Source organism: Alkalibacter rhizosphaerae, from assembly GCF_017352215.1.
Lineage (GTDB): Bacteria > Bacillota > Clostridia > Eubacteriales > Alkalibacteraceae > Alkalibacter > Alkalibacter rhizosphaerae.
Genome location: NZ_CP071444.1, coordinates 2056782 through 2078884, shown reverse-complemented (window position 1 = coordinate 2078884; position 22103 = coordinate 2056782). Strand labels below are relative to the sequence as shown.

The 22103-nt window shown below is 46.0% G+C and carries 24 protein-coding genes and 1 tRNA gene; 7 read left to right on the top strand and 18 right to left on the bottom strand.

The window, feature by feature from the left end; all coding sequences use genetic code 11:
* Positions 1–3: 3 nt before the first annotated feature.
* The 3 genes from J0B03_RS10330 to J0B03_RS10320 are packed head-to-tail and all read right to left on the bottom strand — an operon-like array spanning position 4 to position 2925.
* Complete coding sequence (locus J0B03_RS10330) at positions 4–1662, bottom strand: putative ABC transporter permease subunit (RefSeq protein WP_207299526.1); 1659 nt, start codon at positions 1660–1662, stop codon at positions 4–6.
* On the bottom strand, positions 1659–2381 hold the full coding sequence (locus J0B03_RS10325; RefSeq protein WP_207299525.1) for an ABC transporter ATP-binding protein: 723 nt from the start codon (positions 2379–2381) through the stop codon (positions 1659–1661). Before J0B03_RS10325 ends, J0B03_RS10330 begins: the two co-directional genes overlap by 4 nt.
* A 13-nt stretch (positions 2382–2394) precedes the next feature.
* Complete coding sequence (locus J0B03_RS10320) at positions 2395–2925, bottom strand: PH domain-containing protein (RefSeq protein ID WP_207299524.1); 531 nt, start codon at positions 2923–2925, stop codon at positions 2395–2397.
* 309 nt (positions 2926–3234) lie between these two features.
* Between J0B03_RS10320 and serC the strand changes: the two genes are divergently transcribed.
* The 3 genes from serC to J0B03_RS10305 are packed head-to-tail and all read left to right on the top strand — an operon-like array spanning position 3235 to position 6774.
* Positions 3235–4326, top strand: coding sequence for a 3-phosphoserine/phosphohydroxythreonine transaminase (gene serC / locus J0B03_RS10315; protein ID WP_207299523.1), 1092 nt, complete (start codon positions 3235–3237; stop codon positions 4324–4326).
* 14 nt (positions 4327–4340) lie between these two features.
* Positions 4341–5513 carry a phosphoglycerate dehydrogenase gene (locus J0B03_RS10310; RefSeq protein ID WP_207299522.1) on the top strand — a complete coding sequence of 391 codons (1173 nt, stop codon included), beginning with the start codon at positions 4341–4343 and terminating at the stop codon, positions 5511–5513.
* Between the two features lie 13 nt (positions 5514–5526).
* Positions 5527–6774 (top strand): DUF1015 domain-containing protein, encoded by a 1248-nt coding sequence (locus J0B03_RS10305; protein ID WP_207299521.1) that lies wholly within the window; start codon positions 5527–5529, stop codon positions 6772–6774.
* A 28-nt stretch (positions 6775–6802) separates the two neighbouring features.
* Here J0B03_RS10305 and J0B03_RS10300 read toward each other — a convergent pair whose 3' ends face one another.
* From J0B03_RS10300 to J0B03_RS10275, 6 genes are all read right to left on the bottom strand, one after another.
* Entirely contained in the window at positions 6803–7243 is a 441-nt protein-coding gene (locus tag J0B03_RS10300) for a nucleoside deaminase (RefSeq protein ID WP_207299520.1), read from the bottom strand.
* 51 nt (positions 7244–7294) lie between these two features.
* A complete protein-coding gene (locus J0B03_RS10295; RefSeq protein ID WP_207299519.1) occupies positions 7295–8452 on the bottom strand; it encodes an isocitrate/isopropylmalate family dehydrogenase in 1158 nt (385 codons plus the stop codon).
* A gap of 54 nt (positions 8453–8506) precedes the next feature.
* The gene (locus J0B03_RS10290) at positions 8507–8704 is read right to left on the bottom strand and encodes a hypothetical protein (protein WP_207299518.1); all 198 of its coding nucleotides are present in this window, start codon (positions 8702–8704) and stop codon (positions 8507–8509) included.
* On the bottom strand, positions 8701–9831 hold the full coding sequence (locus tag J0B03_RS10285; RefSeq protein ID WP_207299517.1) for a hypothetical protein: 1131 nt from the start codon (positions 9829–9831) through the stop codon (positions 8701–8703). Before J0B03_RS10285 ends, J0B03_RS10290 begins: the two co-directional genes overlap by 4 nt.
* A 74-nt stretch (positions 9832–9905) precedes the next feature.
* Positions 9906–10643 (bottom strand): hypothetical protein, encoded by a 738-nt coding sequence (locus J0B03_RS10280; protein ID WP_207299516.1) that lies wholly within the window; start codon positions 10641–10643, stop codon positions 9906–9908.
* 69 nt (positions 10644–10712) lie between these two features.
* Positions 10713–11165 carry a VanZ family protein gene (locus J0B03_RS10275; protein ID WP_207299515.1) on the bottom strand — a complete coding sequence of 151 codons (453 nt, stop codon included), beginning with the start codon at positions 11163–11165 and terminating at the stop codon, positions 10713–10715.
* Between the two features lie 141 nt (positions 11166–11306).
* On the opposite strand from J0B03_RS10275, the gene htpG reads away from it, so the two are divergent.
* Together htpG and J0B03_RS10265 are read left to right on the top strand one after the other, a co-directional pair.
* Positions 11307–13124: a molecular chaperone HtpG gene (gene htpG, locus J0B03_RS10270; RefSeq protein WP_207299514.1), complete on the top strand. Its 1818-nt coding sequence runs from the start codon at positions 11307–11309 to the stop codon at positions 13122–13124.
* A 5-nt stretch (positions 13125–13129) separates the two neighbouring features.
* Positions 13130–13205 (top strand) — tRNA-Thr (locus J0B03_RS10265).
* A 63-nt stretch (positions 13206–13268) separates the two neighbouring features.
* Here J0B03_RS10265 and J0B03_RS10260 read toward each other — a convergent pair.
* A complete protein-coding gene (locus J0B03_RS10260) occupies positions 13269–13556 on the bottom strand; it encodes a PTS sugar transporter subunit IIB (protein ID WP_207299513.1) in 288 nt (95 codons plus the stop codon).
* Positions 13557–13729: 173 nt separating this feature from the next.
* Between J0B03_RS10260 and J0B03_RS10255 the strand changes: the two genes are divergently transcribed.
* Positions 13730–14440: a cell wall-active antibiotics response protein gene (locus J0B03_RS10255; protein ID WP_207299512.1), complete on the top strand. Its 711-nt coding sequence runs from the start codon at positions 13730–13732 to the stop codon at positions 14438–14440.
* Positions 14441–14479: 39 nt separating this feature from the next.
* On the opposite strand, the gene J0B03_RS10250 is transcribed toward J0B03_RS10255, so the two are convergent.
* The 3 genes from J0B03_RS10250 to J0B03_RS10240 all read right to left on the bottom strand — a co-directional run bounded on the left by J0B03_RS10250 (position 14480) and on the right by J0B03_RS10240 (position 16280).
* Positions 14480–14785 carry an encapsulin-associated ferritin-like protein gene (locus J0B03_RS10250; RefSeq protein WP_207299511.1) on the bottom strand — a complete coding sequence of 102 codons (306 nt, stop codon included), beginning with the start codon at positions 14783–14785 and terminating at the stop codon, positions 14480–14482.
* Positions 14786–14895: 110 nt separating this feature from the next.
* Positions 14896–16038, bottom strand: coding sequence for an iron-containing alcohol dehydrogenase (locus tag J0B03_RS10245; protein ID WP_207299510.1), 1143 nt, complete (start codon positions 16036–16038; stop codon positions 14896–14898).
* 80 nt (positions 16039–16118) lie between these two features.
* Positions 16119–16280 (bottom strand): hypothetical protein, encoded by a 162-nt coding sequence (locus tag J0B03_RS10240; protein WP_207299509.1) that lies wholly within the window; start codon positions 16278–16280, stop codon positions 16119–16121.
* A gap of 305 nt (positions 16281–16585) precedes the next feature.
* On the opposite strand from J0B03_RS10240, the gene J0B03_RS10235 reads away from it, so the two are divergent.
* A complete protein-coding gene (locus tag J0B03_RS10235) occupies positions 16586–16786 on the top strand; it encodes a cold-shock protein (RefSeq protein ID WP_207299508.1) in 201 nt (66 codons plus the stop codon).
* A gap of 111 nt (positions 16787–16897) precedes the next feature.
* On the opposite strand, the gene J0B03_RS10230 is transcribed toward J0B03_RS10235, so the two are convergent.
* The 5 genes from J0B03_RS10230 to J0B03_RS10210 form a co-directional block, all read right to left on the bottom strand.
* Entirely contained in the window at positions 16898–18007 is a 1110-nt protein-coding gene (locus tag J0B03_RS10230) for an Ldh family oxidoreductase (protein ID WP_256436422.1), read from the bottom strand.
* A 99-nt stretch (positions 18008–18106) separates the two neighbouring features.
* Complete coding sequence (locus tag J0B03_RS10225; RefSeq protein ID WP_207299507.1) at positions 18107–20596, bottom strand: ATP-binding protein; 2490 nt, start codon at positions 20594–20596, stop codon at positions 18107–18109.
* A 118-nt stretch (positions 20597–20714) separates the two neighbouring features.
* A complete protein-coding gene (locus J0B03_RS10220) occupies positions 20715–21005 on the bottom strand; it encodes a PTS sugar transporter subunit IIB (protein WP_207299506.1) in 291 nt (96 codons plus the stop codon).
* 118 nt (positions 21006–21123) lie between these two features.
* A complete protein-coding gene (locus J0B03_RS10215) occupies positions 21124–21513 on the bottom strand; it encodes an FMN-binding protein (protein WP_207299505.1) in 390 nt (129 codons plus the stop codon).
* Positions 21513–22070: an MptD family putative ECF transporter S component gene (locus tag J0B03_RS10210; RefSeq protein WP_207299504.1), complete on the bottom strand. Its 558-nt coding sequence runs from the start codon at positions 22068–22070 to the stop codon at positions 21513–21515. Before J0B03_RS10210 ends, J0B03_RS10215 begins: the two co-directional genes overlap by 1 nt.
* Positions 22071–22103: the final 33 nt, after the last annotated feature.

Here is a 22103-nt window from a genome sequence, read left to right as displayed (position 1 = left end):
CGGTCACCTCCTCGTGTCCGTTTTCAGGTATACTCCGTATAATACCCAGGTCATGACCACTCCAACCAAAACAAGGAAAATGGTTGCCGCCTGCCATGCCAAGTTCAATCGATCCATGCCCAGGTACACCAAAAATCCCAGCAAGACCGCATAACCTATTCCCAACAACATGTTGATAAACACGTTGAAATTTTGTTTGACCGCCTTTTGAGGATCATCCCAGTCCAATTTGGGCCGAATGGTGTCCACCAGAATGCCCAATGCCAAAATGGGCAGGGACGTGAAAAATCCGCCAAAAAACGCCATCAACAGAATGGATGGATCCGGTTTCATGAAAAATACCATCCCAACCAAAATGAAAACCATGGAAAAGACCTGGAGAACCAATGGGAAAGCCATCCGCCCGATAAAAGCATCCCGCTTGGAAATGGGCAGGACCTGCTGCACCCATGCACTATTGCCTTCCCTGGATATGGTGGTAGATTGGGTTGGGTTGACCCCTGCCATGAATACGAACAAGCCAATAAGTCCCAAGCCAATGAATGGTTGATACTCCTGGGGGACCTGCTGCAAAAATCCCAGCTCCGCTCCTCCCGTCATCACCGGCATCAAAAACAAAATGACCGGCAACAGGACCACGATGCTGACACAGTTGAACATATACACCGGCGTCCGCATGACGACGCGAAAATCATTGATGAACACGGCTTTCCAGACGCTCTTTTGATCGAAACCCTTTTCGTAGTCCACTTTTGTCACTTTCTTGACGGATTCCACCTTGTTGAAGTAACCCTGGACATACAAGGCTTTGCCGATGCGGATGGTAGCCAGGAAGAAGATCAGGGAAGAACCGGCAAACAAGACAAAGTAGAAAAGTCCCGATCCCGCTTCTTTCAAGTACAGTGCTTTACTGATCCAGACGGCAGGTGGATAGGATCGACCAACGATGTTCACCAGACTGTTTTGATCGCGCAAAAGTGCTGCCAAAAATTCCGCTTCGCTTCCTGGCGGCAGGCTGGTGGCCGTACGGCTGACCAGGACCTGGATCCCGATCATGACAAACAAAAACAAAAACAAACTGATGGTGCGAAACATGTCTTTTTTCCCATCCACATTGACAAATTTCATAATGGTCATGACCAGGATGGTTCCGATGGCCAAGGGAATGACCGGTACCAGAAACATGCCCACAATAAAGTAAACCACGTACAAGGGCCCGCCCATATCGGGAAATGGGATGAAAAATGCAGGGATGAGCAAGGGCAGGACGATCAGATATTCGTAAAACACCATATTCAAAAACTTGGCGCCTACGATACTTCCCTCCTGCAACGGCAAATACAAGAGTCTTTCCAAATCTTTCGAAAAGTAAAAAGTGGACATGGCATAGATCACGCCGAAGAACAATACGACAATGGAAGCCCCGCTAAAGAGCATGGCAAACAAGGTACCTTCCTGTCCCAACACAAAGAGCTGCAAATACACGGACTCCAACATGTTGATATAGAGGATGTAGACCGGTGCCAAAGAAGCAAAAACCACCACCATCAAAAGGGGGATCCCCAGTTTTTTTGGATCGTTTTTGATCTCATACATGAGTTTGGATACGCCAAAGTTTGCTTTCAACAACGTTTTTGTCAGTAACAAGGTCTCTTTCATCATTCCGTCAACTCCAGAAATATTTTCTCCAAACTTTCCTTCTCCTTGGCGTCCCCTTTCAATTCTACCATGGTCCCTTGGGCAATGATCTTGCCCTTGTTGATGATGGCGATCCTGTCGCAAAGTTTTTCCGCCACTTCCAGCACGTGTGTGGAGAAGAAAACGCTTTTTCCCTGGGCGCATCGCTCTTTCATCAGTTCTTTCAGATTATAGGAAGACTTTGGATCCAATCCAACCATGGGCTCATCCAGTATGAAAACCTGGGGATCGTGAAGGAGGGCACCTATGAGGACGATCTTCTGCTTCATACCATGGGAATAACTGGAGATGGGGTCGTTAGCCGCCTTTTCCATCTCAAAGAGCTTCAAGTAGCGTTCCATTGCAGCTTTACGTTCCTCCGTGCCAACACCGTATACATCCGCCATGAAATGAAGATACTCCATCCCCTTCAGCTTTTCGAATATTTCATGATCGTCCGGGACATAACTGAACTGACGCTTTGCCTCCAAAGGATCCTCCTGATTGTCTACATCATTGATCCGTATGGTCCCCTCATCCGGTTTGAGAAGACCCACGATCATTTTGATGGTCGTGGTCTTGCCGGCTCCGTTGGGACCGAGAAACCCAAAGATCTCCCCCGGTTTTACGTGAAAGTCGATGTGATCCACCGCCTTCACTTTTCCGGAACCATAAGATTTTGTCAATTTTTCGATTTTCAACATGTCTTTTCCCCCTCTAGTCTGATCCGTTCATTTGCTGGTTGATTTCTGCATAAAAGCCATCCAGATCATCAGGCCCCAATAGAAACCAACCCTCCGCCGTATCCAGAAAAACGACTCGGCTGGAATTGGTCAGCAAGTACGCTTTTTCTTCATTCTCCAAGGTAAAGCGACCTTCCCTGAATGCCCCAATAGCCGTCCCCATGGTTCTCCGGGCCGGACGATACTCGGACTCTTCCGTCCAGTCCAGGATCCGGGCTTCCGAGATCTCTTCTGCAGTGATCTCCACCTTTTTAAATCCTGTGAGAAAGCGGACCTCCAATTCCCCATCCTTCAATGCAATGGAATTGAAGCCATTGATCCCAAACACCAGTCCACCCATGACCAGAACAACCACAGCCAGGACCACCACATCCACCACGTCTTTTTTGACCCGATCCTTTTTTCGCAGGATCCATACGATCCGAACCACCATGTAAATGAACAGGCCACCAAAAATAACCAGGAAAATCGAACCTCCGCCCCAATCAACCGATACTGGATACAACTTGACTCCTCCTTTTGTAATCGATGTGCAGTTTTCACAAACTCATAAAAATGCATTGATAAATTAATATCAATGATGTATAGTGTATCTAATTTCCACCGATATATACGTTTCTATTCTATTTCAAAAACCGCTAAAAATCAATGGAACCTTCAAATTGCTTGATAAACCAAGTGAAATAATTTAGAATACTATAATAACTATCGTTCTTGTACAACCATGAGATCCCTTCGATCTTGCTTGTCAGAATATTCAATCGATTTTACAAGCTGGTCCCACAGCTAAAATATAAAACAAGGAGGAAAAAACATGAACCAACGCGTCTACAACTTTTCTGCCGGCCCTTCTGCGTTGCCGGAATCGGTCTTGATGGAAGCATCTAAAGATATGCTCAATTACAAGGGCAGTGGTATGTCCGTCATGGAAATGAGTCATAGATCAAAAGTCTTCGAAGAGATCATCCAGGAGGCAGAGTCCCTATTTCGAGATTTGCTTGGCATTCATGACCGCTACAAGGTACTATTTCTCCAAGGCGGCGCCTCCACCCAGTTTTCCATGATTCCCATGAACCTGATGACAAAGACGGGGAAAGCCGACTATGTGGATACCGGATCTTGGGCTTCCAAAGCCATCAAAGAGGCAAAACGGTACGGCAACGTCAACGTTTTGGCCAGTTCCAAAGACAAAACCTATTCTTATATCCCGGAATTGGATCCAGCAAGCTTTACCAAGGATGCGGATTATTTTCACATCACTGTGAACAACACCATCTACGGCACCCGTTTCGCACCGGATCTTTTGCCGGACACCAATGGGGTCCCCCTGGTCGGCGACATGTCCTCCAACATTTTGTCGGAGGTATACGACATCAACAAATTTGGATTGATCTACGCCGGCGCCCAAAAGAACATGGGACCATCTGGATTGACCATGGTCGCCATTCGGGAAGACCTTGTAGGGCAGGCCATGGATCTGACCCCTACCATGCTGAACTATAAAATACATGTGGACGCGGATTCCCTCTACAACACGCCGCCTTGCTATTCCATCTATATCGCCATGCTGATCTTCCGGTGGTTGAAAAACCAGGGTGGTGTGGAAGCCATGGAAAAAACGAACAAGGAAAAGGCAGCATTGCTTTACAACTATCTGGACGAGAGCAGCCTGTTCAAAGCCACCGTGGAGGAAAAAGACAGGTCGTTGATGAACATTCCTTTCGTGACCGGAAATGACGAACTGGATGGGGCTTTTGTGAAGGAGTCCACGGCAAAGGGCCTGGTCAACTTGAAGGGGCATCGATCCGTGGGTGGCATGCGCGCCAGCATTTACAACGCCATGACCATGGAAGGCGTGGAAACCCTGGTTGCATTCATGAAGGAATTTGAAGCAAAAAACAAATGATTGGAGGTTCATCCATGTTTAAAGTTAAAACACTGAACAACATTTCCCAGGAAGGGCTTTCCCTTCTTGGTGGAAATTACATCATTACAGCCGAAGATCCAAATCCCGATGCCATTTTACTGCGCAGCTTTAAAATGCACGACATGGAACTGCCGGAAAGCGTCAAGATCATCGGACGTGCAGGGGCCGGTGTCAACAACATCCCCATCGAAGAGTACGCGGCTCAAGGGGTGGTTGTAGTCAACACACCCGGCGCCAATGCCAATGCCGTAAAAGAACTGGTCATTTTGGGATTGCTCTTGTCTTCCCGGAAAGTGATCTCCGGCATCAACTGGGCCAAATCGCAACAGGACAATCCGGAAGTGGACAAGCTCATTGAGAAGGAAAAAGCCAAGTTTGCAGGACAGGAACTGACTGGTAAAAAGATCGGCGTCATCGGTCTGGGTGCCATCGGCGTACTGGTGGCCAATGCGGCCTTGTCCTTGGGTATGGAAGTCTACGGATATGATCCGTTTGTGTCCGTCGAATCCGCCTGGGGTTTGAGCTGTGACGTGAAAAGAGCCCTAAGTCTGGACGAGATCATCGGAGAATGCGACTATATCACATTGCACGTCCCCCTCATCGACCAAACGAAGAATATGATCAATGCAGAACGACTCAAGAAAGCCAAACCCGGACTACGATTGTTGAACTTCGCCAGAGGTGCCCTGGTCAGCAATGACAATATCAAGGCCGCCATGGAATCCGGTGATCTGGCGTGCTACGTCACCGATTTCCCGGACCAGGAGCTTCTTCAGCTGGACAATGTCATCGGCATTCCCCATCTGGGCGCTTCCACTGCAGAATCGGAAGAGAATTGCGCCAGAATGGCCGTCCACGAGATCAAGGAATACCTGGAAAACGGAAACATCGTCAACAGCGTCAACTATCCGGATTGCTACATGGGGATCAGCAGCACTCCGGCAAGGATCGGCATTACTCATAAAAATATCCCCAACATGGTAGGTCAGATCACCAGCAGCCTGGCTAAGGACAACATCAATATCGGAGACATGCTCAACAAATCCAAGGGAGAATTTGCATACACCCTGTTGGATGTAGATTCCAAGGTCACTTTAGATTCCATCGACCGTTTGGAAAAAATTGCTGGTGTTTTGAAGGTTCGAATCATAAAAAACGAGAATTAGACAGGAGGGACCCATGGCAACCATCAGACCATTTGCTTCCATTCGTCCATCTGCCGCTCTTGCACCAAAGGTGGCGGCACTGCCTTATGATGTTTATAACCGGGACGAAGCAGCGAAAGCCGCAGAAGGAAACCCTTATTCTTTTCTGCACATCGATAAACCGGAGATCGACCTACCGGACAACATGGATCCTTACGATCCCGCAGTTTATGAAAAAGCCAAAGCCAATCTGGATCGTTTCCTGCAGGATGAGATCTTGAAAAAAGATGAAGAACCCGGCTACTACATTTATGCATTGACCATGGAAGGTCGTCGACAAACGGGACTGGTATGTTGCAGCCTGGTGGACGATTACGAAAAGGGAATCATCAAGCGCCATGAACTGACTCGGGAAGACAAGGAGATGGATCGGATCCGTCATGTTGACGCCTGTGACGCCAACACTGGACCTATATTTCTGACCTATCGCGCCATTCCGTCCATCCAGGAAAAAATAGACCAATGGATCGTGGATCACGATCCGGAAAACGATTTTGAGACAGAAGACGGCATTCGTCATCAGGTGTGGCTTTTGAATGATCCGCAAGTGACGGAATTTTTAACACGCTCCTTTCAACAAGTGCCGTATACCTATATTGCAGACGGACACCATCGCACGGCTTCGGCAGTAAAAGTCGGCTTGCAGCGAAGAAGTGAAAATCCCGATCACACAGGTGAAGAGGCCTACAACTATTTTTTAAGTGTTCTTTTCCCGGATGAACAACTGAAGATCCTGGATTACAACCGGGTGGTGAAGGATTTGAACGGTATGAAAACGTCCGAATTCATCACTGCCTTAAGAAACCATTTTCACGTACATAAAGTCGGTCCAGTGCCCCATCGGCCTTCAAAAAAGGGAGAAATGGGAATGTATCTGGATGGGAACTGGTATTCCATGTCCCTAGTCGATGCAGTGGACTTGAAGGACGACCCCGTTTCCCGGTTGGATGTTTCCATTCTTCAAGAATTTGTACTGGAAGGACTTCTCGGCATCAAAGACATACGCCGGGACCACCGTATCGACTTCATCGGGGGAATTCGAGGATTGGATGAACTGGAACGTCGCTGTCAGACGGATATGAAAGTGGCTTTTGCCATGTTTCCCACCAGCATCGAGGAATTGATGGATATTGCCGATGCGGGCCTTCTGATGCCGCCCAAATCCACCTGGTTCGAGCCAAAATTGAGAAGCGGCCTGTTCATTCACAGTTTGGTAGACTAATACAAAAAGGAACGGAAATCGTGAGATTTCAGTTCCTTTTTTCTTTGAAAAATTCTTGGAGCATCCGGGCACAGTCTTCTTCCAGGATCCCCTCGTAGACTTCCAAATGACGGATCTGATGGCCATGGTCCTTAAAACGCAGCAGATCCAATCCTCCGCCCTTGAGATCGGAGGCTCCAATGATCAAACGCTTCACCCGGCTGTTGATGATCGCTCCCATGCACATGAGACAAGGCTCCAATGTAACGTACAAGTGGCAGTCATCCAGCCGCCAACGGCCCAGATTGGCGGAAGCTTCTTGTATGGCAAGGATCTCTGCATGAGCAGTCCCATCTTTCTTTTGCTCCATCTGATTACGACCGGTGCCTACGATCTTATCGTTCAAAACCACGACGGCTCCAACAGGGACTTCTCCTTCGGATGCGGCTTTTTTCGCTTCTTGGATGGCGACTTCCATAAAATGCTTCATCGTTTTCCCCTTTGCTCAAAAAAGAAGGGCCCCAGGGCCCTTCTTTTGCTTTTATAGTTTTTCCAGGGTCTCCATTATGTAGTCGGCATAAGCATCACTGCTGGCACCGTTGGTGCGTCCGGTGACGATCAGGCGCTTCTCCTCGTTGCCGCAGATGTCCAATGCTCTCGCCAGCGCTGCCGCCTTTTCATTTTTGCCCATGTGTTCCAGCAACATGACCCCTGCACGTATGATGCTGCTCGGATCGGCATAGTTGCCCCGACCTTCTTCCACCATTCGAGGTGCGGAACCGTGAATGGCTTCAAACATGGCGTATCTTTTGCCGATGTTGGCACTGCCTGCCGTTCCCACACCGCCTTGAAACTCTGCAGCTTCATCCGTCAAAATATCACCATACAGGTTTGGCAATACCATGACTTTGAAGTCTTTTCTTCTCTTTTCATCAATAAGCTTGGCGGTCATGATGTCAATATACCAGTCATCCCATTCTACGCCAGGATATTCTTTGGCCACTTCTTTGGCCACATCCAGAAATTTTCCGTCCGTCGCCTTGACCACATTTGCCTTTGTTACGACAGTAACCTTGTTTTTTCCGGACTTGTGGGCATAATCAAATGCCGCTTTGATGATCCGATAGGATCCTTCCTGGGTCGTTACGGTAAAATCGATGGCTAGATCGTCATTGACATGGATTCCCTGGCTTCCCAGTGCATAGGCTCCTTCTGTATTTTCCCGATAGAAGATCCAGTCGATGCCCTGCTCCGGTACCTTAACGGGACGAACATTGGCAAAGAGATCCAATTCTTTACGCATGGCTACGTTGGCGCTTTCAATGTTTGGCCAGGGATCTCCCGCTCTCGGCGTAGTCGTTGGCCCTTTCAAAATAATATGGCACTTCTTCAGCTCTTCCAGCACATCATCCGGAATGGCCTTATTTTGTGCAGCACGGTTTTCGATGGTCAGTCCATCGATGGTTCGAAACTCCACCTTTCCAGATTTCACTTCCTCTTGCAAAAGGTATTCCAAAACACGTTGAGCCTGGGCAGTGATGAAGGGCCCAATGCCGTCTCCACCCACAACACCGATCACGATTTTATCCAAATCGTCATAATTCAAAAATTCTTTTGTTTCCTTCATTTTTTCGATGCGAACCAGTTGGTCCTCGATCAGCTTCGCAAAATGGTCCTTGGCAATTTGTAGTTGATCCATTTGTTTCCTCCTCCAATATGAGACCTTGCGGTCTTTTTTACCCCAAGATGATGATCATCTGCGGGATTTTTTCAACCATTGACTGATTTTATGTACAACACCGATCACCACAAACGCCAAAAGGATGACGATCATGGCCCCGATGGCATTGCCCAAATATTGACTGAAGTTCATCTTATAAGACGCGATGGCTTCTGTAAACGGATTGTTTTCTGCTTGCAACAACCCAATAAAGAGAAATGGAAACATCATTGTTCCATCCCTTTTCTTGCCGCTTCCATGGTTTCTTCAATGGAGCGACGAATCTCCGACAAGTCGCTTTGATCGATGATGATCTCCCGCTTTTCATCTTTCAGCAAAACTTCGTTATCCATAAGATCCAGGTCTTCAAAAAACAGATCGTAAATCTTATTTTGAACAACGGCATTGTATCCGTCTTCCCGCTGTTCGATCCAATCCATTTGTTTCTTGATGTACTCTTCCTTCTCCTCCAGCATGTTGGTTCGATCTTTTATGGTTTTGGAGATCTGTTCCAAATTGTCGATGGTTTTTTCAATGATTTTCTCTTTGCTTTTTACCACAGAAATTCGATCGTTCAATTCTTTTTCTTTTTTACTCAGTGCTTCCATCTTGATTTGGATCTCATTTTCTTTGCTTTCAAACCGAATCTCTTCTTCTTTGCCGTTCAATCGATTATACTGTTCAAAATATCGCTTCAAGTCCCCCATGTCGATATCGACTCGGATTGGGCAGGAATTCGGTTTTTCGTTGATTTCCGTAACGTTCTGATATTCTTTTTCGTCCTCGGCGTCGTTGGCTATGTGGAATATGGTCGGCTCCCGATCTTCATACTTGACTGCTTCAAGGTCAACGTCTAAATCTCTGTTTTCAAGCTTTTCTTCCAGATCGGACATTGCGACTGGCGGTTCTTCTTTTGTTTCAACCGGCGCTTCTTCCATCATCACTTCAGGTGTTTCCGGAATTGATTCTTCTTGTTTTTCCTCATGTAGCAATGTAGCATTATAAACCGCACCCACCAAGAGAAAGAGGATCAACTCCACTCCGAAAATAACAAGGTAGACCCCATACTCGTCGCTGATGGAACGGTGATAGTCCAGAAAAGCAAATGCAGCACTATTGGCCAAGATCAGACCGACCGTATTCAAGAGATATCGAAATCGGTTCCCGTGAAAAAAAATGAAAAAAGCCATGACGATGATCTTCAAGCTGATGATGTGGAATACCCAGGGTTGGGTCAATTCTTCAAAAAAACCATCCAATGCCAAATATTCATTGATCTGCAGACCTGCGAAATAAGATCCTGCAAGGATTGCGGATCCCAATAGAAAAAGTACGGACAAACGGAATGGATTTTTCATTATCAAAATACCCCCAAGAAAAACTGTAGATTTAATTATACCATAAATTCATCATTTTCTGAGCAGTAGAATGGTTATTCTTGCTTTCTGGTATGCAGTTGTTTTAAATACAGCAACCCTTCCACCACTTGATCCGATGCAAAGTATTCCTTCATGTTGGTCATTATTTTTTTGGAAACGGCATAATCCGTTTCGCTGTCGGCCAGTCGTTCTATGGCAAGGACTGCCTTTGGCTCCTGCAAAGTCATTTTATAGGTGCCGGAGGGTGTGTTTTCCGACAACCAGTTCATGAGCAGCTTTTCCGTATTCTTATCCCAAGATTTCATTTGTTCCAGGGTCTCTGCAGTAGCATGCATTCGTCTCAGGCTTTTTGCCTTGTTCCCGGTGCCGTTTGCATACCCTTCCACCAGCACTTCTCCGTTACGGTAAATGGCACCCATGACGCTATCCGGATCTCCCGCTTTCCAGGAGGAGATAAACAAAAATTGTGCGGGAGGATTCCTTCGAAAATATTCCAGCCAATCCAGCAGTGAAAAAATTCGTTCCCGGACAAAGTCAGCAGCGGTTTCTTCCGTCAACCCTGTTTTCGTGTTCGGATAAGCAAAAACCACCAGATCCAAGGGTTCATCCAACAATGGTTCCTGGTCTGTTTCTTTCCATTCCAAAACGGAGCCGGCGTTTTTTTGGGGGAGAGCCTCCATCAATGCGTCAAAAAAATTGTTCCGGTTGATGAAGATCACTTTCCCGCTTCCGCCTGGCAATATTTTATTATCCTCTTTTTTGCCAAATATGCCCTTGAAAATCCCCAACACGTTTCACCTCTTGCCTGTTAAGACCTTTACGGTCATTTTATCAGAAAAGCCCTTCATATCCTACAAGTTTCACCGGTTCCTTGACAATACCAGAAATATGCCACCCATACTGCCAAAACCGTCCACCATGACATCGGTGATTTGTCCGGCCCTTCCTGGAACGTAGATCTGGTGCCACTCATCACCGGCTGCGTAGAGAATGCAGATCAAAAATGCGGTGAACCAGGCATGCTTCGTGAAATGTCCGCTTTTTATCAATGCGCGCATGGTCAAAACGCCCAATACAGCGTAGACAAATAAATGTGCTCCCTTGCGGATCAGAAAATGGACCCATCCAGGATCAAAATCCCGACCTGGCAGGATCCGCTGGATCATTGCCTGTACGGCCTGCAGGATCTGTCCACTCATGGCTGCAGATTCCGTCGCAGGCTGGGCGGAAAATATAAAAATCAACGTCATCCACGCAATCACGAAAAACCAATCCAATTTTGATTTATCAAATGAATTTTTCTTTTCTCCCAACAAAGCCACCTCCACTGTTGTCCAACACTTTTATTTTATCAAAACGACAATGGATTGACACCAAAAAAAAATTATGGTATAAAAATATTAGCACTCTAGTCACTCGAGTGCTAATATGAGATCACAAGGAGCGAGATAAGAATGACAAAAAAAGCATTTCAAGCAGAGTCCAGGCGCCTGTTGGATCTAATGATTCATTCCATTTACACCCATCGGGAGATTTTTTTACGGGAATTGATCTCCAACGCCAGCGATGCCATGGACAAAATGTACTATCGGGCCCTGACCGACGACCAGATCCCTTTTCATAAAGATGACTATTTGATCGATATCCATATCGACAAGGAGAATCGATCCCTGCGGATCGTGGATCACGGCATCGGTATGACCAAGGAAGAACTGGAAGAAAATTTGGGGACCATCGCCAAAAGCGGATCCCAGTCCTTCAAGGAAACCAATGAGATCCGAGACGGATACGACATCATCGGCCAATTCGGTGTAGGTTTCTACAGTGCATTCATGGTGGCCGACAAGGTGACCGTACTTACTAAATCACCCGACAGCGAAACCGCCTATCGGTGGGAATCGGAGGGGACCGACGGATACACGATTGAAGAAACACATAAGGACGCCCATGGAACCGAGATCACCCTGATCATTAAAGAGAACGACGAAGAAGAATCCTACGACGACTATTTGGAAAACGATCGGATCCGACAAATCATCAAAAAATATTCGGATTTCATTCGGTATCCCATCCGTTTGGAGGAAGAAACCGTCAACAGCATGGTCCCCATTTGGCGAAAGAACAAATCGGAATTGACGACCGAAGATTACAATAATTTTTATTCAGAAAAACATTACGGCTTCGATGAACCGATCAAATATATCCATACCAACGTTGATGGTTCCATCCGTTACAGAGCCTTGCTGTACATTCCTGAAAGCCGCCCCTTCGATTATTACACCAGGGATTATGAAAAGGGATTGGAATTGTATTCCAATGGTGTTTTGATCATGGAAAAAAGCGCCGATCTTCTGCCGGATCATTTCAGTTTTGTCAAAGGCTTGGTGGACTCGGAAGATCTCTCTCTGAATATCTCCAGGGAAATGCTGCAGCATGACCGCCAATTGAAGTTTATTGCAAAGAACATCAGAAACAAAATAAAAAATGAGTTGCTGAATCTTTTGAATGAAAATCGAGAACGTTATGAAGCTTTTTATGACGCCTTTGGCCGCCAGTTGAAATACGGCGTCTACACAGACTATGGCGTCAACAAGGAAGAAATCCAGGATCTACTGCTCTTCCAATGGTCCAAGGACAAAAAACTGGTGACACTCAAAGAATACGTGGAAAACATGCCAGAAGACCAATCTTACATCTATTATGCCGCCGGGGAATCTGCAGAGAAGATCGACAAATCCCCCCAAGTGGAAGCTGCCGTGGAAAAAGGATACCCTTTCCTCTACCTGACAGAAGAAGTGGACGAGTTCGCCATCAACATGTTGGGAACCTATGAGGAAAAGGAATTCCGTTCCCTTGCAGGCAACGACACCGGGCTGGAATCGGAAGAAAAAGAACTGGACAAGGATCTGGAAGAAGAAAGTGCGGATATGCTGGCAGCCATGAAGGAGCACTTGAATGACAAGGTCCAGGATGTTCGCCTCTCCAAACGACTGCGCAAACATCCTGTTTGCCTCATATTCGAAGGAGAGCTATCCATAGAAATGGAAAAAATACTTCGGTCCATGCCGGAAGGGCAAAATGTGGCAGCACAAAAAATTCTTGAGATCAATCCGGATCATACCGTGTACAAATCGCTAAAAATGTCTTATAATAATGACAGGGAAAAATTCCATCTCTATACGGACATTCTTTACGGTCAGGCTCTTCTCATCGAAGGTTTGCCAATGGAAGATCCGGTGGATTTTGCGGATAAAGTGTCCCGATTGATGTAACACCAGCTACCCTGGCTCAGAAGGTAGAGCAGCTCACTCGTAATGAGCAGGTCACCGGTTCGAATCCGGTGGGTAGCTCCAGAAAAAAACAGCGGTCCTTTCCTTGAGAAAGAGACCGCTTTCTTCTTTGGTTTTAACCTTGGTTTAATCCTTGATCGTTGCCAATAACGCTTCCACTGTTTCATCCAGTTCCACGCCGGTCAAAAAAGGTCTTCCGTTGATCACCGGGATCTCTGTGATTTCCGGCAATTCAATAGTGCTGACGATCACGTCCGGCTGCAGTGTTTTTGACTTTGAAAGTGCTTCTGTTGCTTTGCACTGTACCAACATGCAAGGGATCCCCTGATCCTTGCACAATTTTTCTATTTTTTTCGCCACAACTGTTGAAGTAGCTATAGCGGTTCCGCATGCTACCAAGATTTTTTTTGTCATAATCGATCCTCCTTGATTTCTATACCGGCTTATCGCCTTCCATATTATAATACATTTTGTTTACCCATTATACCTTTTTTGAAAACAAATTTCACTGCTCTTCTTTCACATTGCTGTGCAATACATGTCAGGTGTTGTATAATGACATTGTACATAATCGGGAGGTGTATTGCATGAAAAGAAATCGCGGTGATTTATTGTTTGGTTTGCTGGTCCTTGCTATCGGCATTGTGCTGCTCACCAACAGTCTTGGTTTTACCAGAGTTTCCGTGTTGGCTTTGCTCTTTCGCTACTGGCCGGTCTTTATCATCGTCGGCGGAGTGGGATTGCTTCTCAACCACAGAAACAGGGGAGAGGTCATTTCCGGCATCCTCGTATCCATTTTGGGTATTGCATTACTACTACGAAATTTAGGGTATATCCACTTCGATCTGTCCAGCCTTTTCAAACTGTTCTGGCCGGTTCTGCTCATCCTCGTCGGCTTGATCATTTTGACAGGTCGCCATTCCAACGGCAAATCCAATATCGCCCTGATGGGTGGCGTCGAGCGAACAAAAATGCCCTGGGCCTTGGATGAAACGGCTTTTTATGCGGTCATGGGCGGCATTGAACTGGATTTTTCATTGGCGGAAATCCCTGAAGGAACAACTGTCATCGATTTGATCGCGGTCATGGGTGGCATCGAAATCAAAGTCCCTAAAAACATTGAACTGGAATGTGACGGCTTCGCACTTTTAGGCGGTGTGGAAATGCTGGACAAATCTGCCGGCGGGATCATTTCCAGTGCATCCACTTCTTATACGCCATCGGAACCCACCACAAAAAAATTGATCTTTCATTGCAGAGCCGTCATGGGTGGCATAGAAATAAAGGCTTCGAGTTGACCTCGAAGCCTTTTACTTTCCATATGCAGTTTTCTTACGTTACTCTGCACCTTCTGCCGCTTCTTCTGCTTCCAGAATGGATCCTTCCGCAAAGAGATAGGTACGCAGTTCCTCATCCCAACCGTCCATGTTGCGGCGAAGCCACTCCAAAGTCATGCAAGCATGCTCGATCTCTTCATCCCTGTTGTGGGCCATGATCTCTTTCAATTCCGTATCACTGGTGGCATTGACTCGTTGATTGTACCAATCCACGGCTTCCAGTTCTTCCTTCAGACTGTTGATCGCCCTGGTGATATTTCTCGTTTTTTCATCCAAAATTTCTACTGGTTCATGATATTGTGTCATGAAATTAGCCTCCTTCATTTTTCATCTAGTACTTTTTTTACCCGTCTTTTCAAAAATTAATCTCCGAGAATGGCGATCCGGCTCCATTTAAAAAACGGCCGAAGCCGTTTTTAATAATTGTCGTATACTTTTCCCAAGATGACTTCCACTTCTTTTTTGGTTAATTGTTTTGGAACAAAATGATAGGTGGGATCTGTCAGAACCATGTCTGCGATGCCGATCAGCTCAGCCCGGTCCAACCCCTCCTCTTTAAGAGAAGGTACTTCCAACCTTCTTAAAAAATCGCGAATGGCTTGTGCCGTTTTTTCTCCGATCCGTTGGGGGATCATGTCGTCTTCATACTCAATGCCCATTGCCTCTCCAACGATCTTCACCCGTTCCGGTACAATGGACGCAGCATAGATCATGACTTCCGGCAACGCGACAGCACATATGTTTCCGTGAACAAAGTGAAATTTGGCACCGACAGAATGGGCGATGGCATGGCCCAAATGAACCAATGCATCATTGAATGCGATCCCGGCAAAATTGCTGGCCAACATTAGATTGCTTCTGGCTTCCACGTCACTGCCGTCTTCTGCTGCACGTTCCAGGTATTTGCAGATCCGGCGAATGGCATCTTCCGCCAACAATTGACTTTTCGGATTCGGATCTTTCGTTGTTATGGATTCACATGCATGGGCGAAGGCATCCATTCCGGTACTGACCGTTCCACGTCTGGGTACGGACACGGTGATCATGGGATCCAAGATCCCAAGGTCTGCCTTGCCGATGATGGACGTTTTAACGTCATTTACGGTGTCTGTCAACACCCCGATCATGGTCACCTCGCTGCCGGTTCCTGATGTGGTGGGGACCACGATCAAGGGCAGACCCGGTTCGTACACCGGATTTCCGAAATATCGGTTGATTGGAGGCTCGTTATGGACCAATATGTTGATTGCCTTTGCAGCGTCAATGGGACTTCCTCCGCCAATGGCAACCAAGCCGTCCACTTTTTCCGCTCTAGCCAGAGCGCCACCATCATTAACGATGTGGTCCGGAGGATCTGGAAGTACCTTGGTGAATTCAACCACTTCAACGCCGGCTTTCATCAAACTGGCTTTACCAAGTTCGTAGGCTTGGGTCTTTGCCACGCCTTCGTCGCTGATGAGCAACACTTTGCTGCATCCGAAATTTTTTGTTTCTTCTCCTAATTGATGAATGGTTCCTTCTCCAAATACGATGGGTGTGATCTGTCCGTATCTTGCCATGTTCATCCTCCTTTATACTGGTTCATGTTATGTCGATTTGTAATCGTTGCCACTTTTAGCGAAAGACCTGTCTGAAAAGCTCAAGGTTCATACGGATCCTCTTCATAATCAAACTCCGGCTTTCTTTTCGTACTTTTGTTGGTGAAACAATCGTCCTTCTTCTTTTTACTGGTCATCCTGGACCATTTGTCGTAATCATCTTCTTCAAAATCGAATTGTTGTCTGAATATATTTCTTTCCATGGATCAACGCTGCCTTTCAATTTTTAGTCTTGTCGATTTACACATATTCATTATACCATAATCGCAGTCTGCAAGAAAAGAAGTAATCTGATGAAATTTGTTCGATTGTTCACCAATACGCTTGACACCTTGACAGAAGCATGATAAGATGAGGACGAACTTAAATTTTACCAAATAGTATTCACATCAATTATTCTTAATTAGAGCTCATATTCATGTAGTGCAATCCTAATTATTGAATGCAAGAAATTGTGTGTTATCTGTTTTGAAAAGATTTAGGAATCAAAAATTAGGAGGTACTCAATATGAGCGGTACAGTAAAATGGTTTAACTCGGACAAAGGATTTGGATTTATCACAGGTGACGACGGAAACGACGTTTTCGCACACTATTCTCAAATCGTAGCAGACGGATTCAAAACTTTGGAAGAAGGACAAAAAGTCACTTTTGACATCGTACAAGGACCGAAAGGCCCACAAGCAGAAAACATCCAAGTAGTTAAGTAATTACAGCGAATTTTCGGAGCTCCGCACACGCGGAGCTCTTTTTATTGTGTTTGTGATCGATAAAGATCCCTCGCCCCATTCGGCAAGGGATCTTTTCCACTTTCTACTTTCTTATTTTTCAAAAGAAAACTTGTGGGGCAGATCCAGCATGTCCCGTACGTGGATCAATTCCTCCTGTACCGCTTCTCCTACCGGAACTCCCTTGTCTTTTCGCTCCAGCCATACCAAATACTCCTTTTCACCTGCCGTATAGATCCGTTCCTCTCCTGGCGCCACTTGTGAATTGCGTAGATTTCGAAGAATGTCTCCAGCTGTTTTTTTAAAGGCATCCAGACCCATGAAGGCTTCCGTATCGATGGCAATGAAGAAGTGACCCAGGTGATAGGGAACCTTTTCTCCCTGTGCACCGATCCCCGTCAACATCTTCAGATAATTTCCAGTTTGCAAGGCGGCCGACAAGATCTCCACCACCGTTGCATAGCCGTATCCCTTGTATCCGGCAAGTTCTTCTCCGATCCCTCCCAAAGGAGCCAGTGCCGCATTGCCGCTGACCAGATCTTCCAGAATTTGATCGCTGTCCGTCAGTGCACTGCCGTCTCGGCCGATGACCATGCCGGCAGGTGTATCTTTACCCTCTCTTGCAAAATACTCGATCTTTCCTCGTTGGGTAATGCTGGTGGCACAATCCAGAACAAATGGGAAATCCTCATCCGTCGGCAAGCCGATGGTCAAAGGATTGGTCCCCAGCATGTTTTCCACACCAAATGTGGGGGCGATGGAAGGCCTGGCATTGGTTCCTGTAATTCCGATCATGCCTGCCTGGGTCGCCATGGTGGCATAATATCCTGCAATGCCGTAGTGGGTGGAATTTCGCACGGCTACCATGCCCATCCCATATTTTTTTGCCTTCTGGATGGCCATTTCCATGGATCTGTACCCGATGACCATCCCCATTCCATCATGTCCGTCCACAACGGCCGTCGTTGGTGTTTCCTTGACGATCTCAAATTCCGTTTTCGGATACTGGATCCCGGCTTGGATCCGATCCACATAAATGGGTTTGAATCGATTGCATCCATGACTTTCGATGCCTCTCTTGTCGCTTTCCATCAATATATCCGAACATATTTTTGCTTCATCTCTGGGAACACCCAGCTTTTCAAATGCGCTGGTCATGAAATCATCGATGAGCTCCCAAGAAACGTAAGGTCTTTGTTCCACTGCATTCTCTCCTATCTACATTGAATTTTAAGGGACTGATCTTTTTATTGTACCATGCCTGATCCTTTTCATGAACATGTTTGGACCATCATTTCCGCTTTAATCGTTGTTTTCTTCATCACCGGCTTTTTCCTGTTCATTGGTTTTATTCTTTTTTTCATTTTGTTCCGATTCCTTCAATCGCTTGACCACTTTCCCGAACAGAGAGGCTTCCGGATATTCTCCCTTTTCATCTTCATCGCCAGCAGGCATGTCGGTCAACAACTCAATACCTTCTTTTACGGTAGGAACCGTATATATGTGGAACTTGCCCTGGGCCACTGCATCCAGCACCTCATCTTTAAGCATCAGGTCTTTCAAGTTTTCTTCCGGCAACAACACCCCTTGATCTCCAGTGAGTCCCTTGGCCTTGCAAATATCGTAAAACCCTTCGATCTTTTCAACAGCTCCTCCGATGGGTTGTATTCGACCCATTTGATCGACAGATCCGGTAACGGCAATGTGTTGTTTGATGGGCACCCCCGACAAGCTGGAAAGAATGGCATACAGCTGGGCACTGGAAGCGCTGTCTCCTTCCACTCCCTGGTAGTTTTGCTCAAAAGTGATCTGTGCCGTCAATCCCAATGTTTTTTTCTTGGCGAATGTACCTCCCAAATATCCGACGAGGGTGTATACCCCCTTGCTGTGAATACTGCCGCTCATCCCTGTTTCTCGTTCGATATGAATGACGCCACCCCGGCCCATATAGGTTCTGGCAGTGATCCTTGTAGGGATCCCAAAAGAATATCCGCTTAGACCGATCACGGACAATCCATTGATCTGTCCCACTTCCCTGCCAGTTGTCTGGATATGGATCCTTTCTTCAATGATGCTTTCCTGGATTTTTTCTTCCAGCTTGTTCAAACGAAATTTTCTCTCGTCAATGGCTCTGCGAACGTGTTCGCCACTGACCATTTCGCTTCCGTTGATCTTGGCAAAAGCATCGGCTTCGTATACGATGTCTTTGATCTCGTTGAACCGGGTACTTAGTTTTTCCTGATCCGATGCCAGCCTGGACCCATATTCGACGATTTTGGCCAGTGCCTTCTTGTCAAAGTGTTTCAAATTTCCTTCTTCGCATAGGGCACTGACATAAGATACATATTGGCAGACGTTTTCTTTGTTTCGCGGCATCTCCACATCAAAATCCACCTTGACTTTAAACAGTTTTTGAAAATCTTCATCCGAACTGAATATGGCATAGAACATGGGCGTACCGATCAAAATCACCTTCACATCCAAAGGAATGGGCTGTGCTTTCAAGGCATTGGTGGGCACAAGACGATACTGTTCTCCCATATTCTCAACAACGGCTTCCCGATATTTCAATGCTTTCTTCAGGGAATCCCAGACCAAAGGATCCATCAAGAGATCTTTCGCCTGTAAAATCAGATATCCTCCATTGGCCTTTTGGATCGCTCCGGCCTTGATCATGGTAAAATCTGTGGTCATGCTCATCATTTGGCTTCGATATTCCACTTTTCCAAAAAGATTGTAGTAGTTGGGGCTGGAAACCAGAACTACTGGAGCACCATTGGTTTTTTCATTGTTGACGAACAAATTGACCCGATACTTGACAAAACGTATTTCATTCTCGTCAAAAGGAACATTTCCTTGAAATATTCCTGCCGGAAAACCTTCCTCCGATCCGGATCCAGTGTTTTGCTCCATGCCCTCTGGATGACCTGCCATACGAAAAACATTGTGGTTTTCCACCACATCTTTCAGGAATCCGTCAAAATATTCCTGTAGAGTGGTGCTGCCGTTGTATTTTTCCCGTACTTTATCTACCAGCGATCCTGCTACACTATGAGCCATTTTTCTTTCCAGATCCAAGATCTGCATGTTTGCTTGTCGTTCCATGTTTTGTCCGACCCGCATGTTTTCATTGAACTTGCTTTGGAGCACATGCATTTTTTCTTCGATTTGTTTTCGTTCTTCCATGGAGAAGGTATCATATTCGTTTTGCTGGATGGGGCGGCCATCTTTCACCGGAAGAAAAAGTACTCTCCCCTGCATTTGCTGTAATGTGAATCCCTTTTCTTTCGCCTCCGTTTCCATCTCGTGGTACAGATCCATGAGTTTTTCCCGGACGGATTGTATGATATTGTCCCGCTGCTGTTGGTATTCATTCCCTTCAAATACCTTTGGAATGGCGATCCTCAATTCCAGAACCAAATTTTCCACGTCTTTTTTAAAGATCCGACCCTTGCCTGCCGGCATGGATACGGCCAGCGGATTGTCCTTGTCGTTGAAATTATGGAGATAACACCAGTCCTTTGGCACTTCTTTTTTTTCAGCCACTTTATGAACAGCACTTTCCGTGTAGGTACTTTTTCCAGTTCCCTGGGCGCCTGCAACAAAAATATTGTAGCCTGTAGCCTCCATTCCAAGACCAAAATCCATGGCCCGAATGGCCCGTTCTTGTCCGATAAAACTTTCAAAAGGCGCCACATCCTTGGATGAATGACAAAAATCCAGTTCCAGATCTTCACCGCATACGTTTTTTAACCGATCCAAACCGACCTCAAATTGCTTTTCCGATCCCATTCTACGTCCTCCTTTGTTTGAATACATATCACATTCTATATACCCTGTTTTTTGCTACTTATTGATTTTTTAGCGCAAAAAAAGAATCCCGTTGGGGATTCTTTGATTTCTTTGTTTTTTAGCTGCCCAATACAGACATCAGCTGGTCCATGGTCTTTTCACTTTCCACATCATCCAAAAATGGATCTCCACTCAATACAGGGACATCAAACTCTTCCATGAAATCCATGGCTCCGATGATGACATCGGGACGAAGGGTTTTCACTTTCGATTTCGCTTCCTGGGCCGTACATTGTACTGTTGCACAGGAAATCCCCTTTTGCTTGCATAAGGACCCCACTTTTTTTGCCACCGTTGTGGATGGACTAATTTCAGAACTGCATGCCACCAAAATTTTTTTCATTGCCATTTTGCTCACCTCATATGCGTATTGTCATTCTCGTTAATTATTTATCGATTCTTATCGTTTATATTTTAACACAAATGAGGCGAATGTCTACAAAAATGAGAATTTTTTTGATTTTATTTTATTTTAATGCGGATTCTACCGCTTTTTTGATGACCAGACTACTGTAAGTAGCTCCAGTCACATCATCAACAGCAATGCGCTGTTCCTCTACCATGATATCTGCCAGATCCTCTGCAGGTTCTCCCTGACCATTTTGATGCTTCAGAATATCCACCTTGATGATTCGGTGATTTTCCACCTCTACGGTCAATTCTACGGCAACGGGAAATACTTCGTAGGACCCGGGATAGGTGCCGTCACCGATCCTGGTCAAATCCACTTCTTCCACTGGATCATTTTTCAAAGATTGAAAGTTTTTCTCGATTTTATCGACAGCAATCTGTCCTGCCACAAAAATCACCACTGCCATGACAAAAACAACGATCAATAGTTTCTTCTTTACCGACACTATACTCCGTCCTTTCCATTTTCCACATTTCGAATTTCTATGATTCGACGATACACCACCCGGTCTGCCATGTAAGCTCCCATCGTCCCCAACAGATAGATGACCAAACTGAGCACCACTACAAATGCTCCTCCACCTACCACCTGATACAAAACGTTTCCCGTCAGATAAAAAGATGCATAGGAAGCACAAAGCACTGCCGCCACAGGATAAAGACCCACTGCCAAAATGGTCTTTTTCGATGTGTCGTACCTGCGAAACAGGATCCATGCCACCAGCTCTGCAAGGACACCTGCAGACACGATGGCAACGGTCATGATCAGGGAAACCATGGCCATGATCAGTCCAAAAACCATATTCACAGCTGTCATGACTCCCATTTTCCCCACTTTTCGAACGGGAATATACATCATGAAACCTAAAAATGGTGCAAATACGACAAACTTGTAGCCGGGTATTGGGAAAAAATGACCAACAAGGTAAAAAACATAACCGATGACCACCGTCAAGGCCGCCACTACTCCGATCAGTGTGATATCCTTTGTAGTATACTTCACGCTATTCCCCCTTTTAAGAGACAAGGACGGCTT